The sequence below is a fragment of the Kitasatospora kazusensis genome (genome assembly GCF_039529945.1).
Lineage (GTDB): Bacteria > Actinomycetota > Actinomycetes > Streptomycetales > Streptomycetaceae > Kitasatospora > Kitasatospora kazusensis.
This window is the reverse complement of the sequence record NZ_BAAANT010000148.1, coordinates 1-605: the sequence shown is the minus strand read 5'-3', so window position 1 is coordinate 605 and position 605 is coordinate 1. Positions and strand designations below refer to the sequence as shown.

General features: G+C 67.6%; 1 protein-coding gene. It reads right to left on the bottom strand.

The genetic code is table 11. The annotated features are described in order from the left end of the window. Nucleotides 1–317 precede the first annotated feature (317 nt). A complete protein-coding gene (locus ABD330_RS32415; protein ID WP_344469900.1) occupies nucleotides 318–533 on the bottom strand; it encodes a DUF6243 family protein in 216 nt (71 codons plus the stop codon). Nucleotides 534–605 lie beyond the last annotated feature (72 nt).

The following is a 605-nucleotide window of genomic DNA, read 5'->3' as shown; positions in this document are numbered from 1 at the left end:
CTCCCGATCAAGGAAGAGCACCTGATGAGCGACGTGATCGCCTCGGTTGAGGCGGTTGAAGAGGTCCGGCCGGGGCCGGTCGCGCCGGTGGTGAAGCAGAGTGGGAAGCGACCGCGACCGCGACACCGAGCAGTGCGGTGGCGGTCGCCGGCCGGTGCGGGCTGAGCTACTGGTGCAGCTCGGGGTGGTGGCGGTGACGGGGCTACCAAACCCTGCGGCTGCGACGCGATGGTCGGCCGAGAGCTGCACGGGACCGGCCGCGCCGCGGACGGCAGCAGGACCCGTCCAGTGCAGTGCCGCCCTGAGGCGGCAATGCGTCAGCTCTGTGCGGTGTCGTCGCCAGCCTGCCCGGCGCCGTCAACTGCGCCTTCCTTCTCGCGCATCTTACGTACCAGCTCCGCCTTCTGGTCGGCTGCACCCTGGCGGTCGAGGTTGCGGTGCGGACCGTTGTTCTGCCGTTCGGTGCGGGACAGCCTCTTCCGCTGGCCGCCGCCCATACCCACGGGGTTGTTGATGTTCTTGCTCACGGTTATGGGTTCTCCCGGTAATGATGTGAAGTGATCTGCGGATTCATCGGTGGGGACGGGCGGTGACGTCAAAGTATG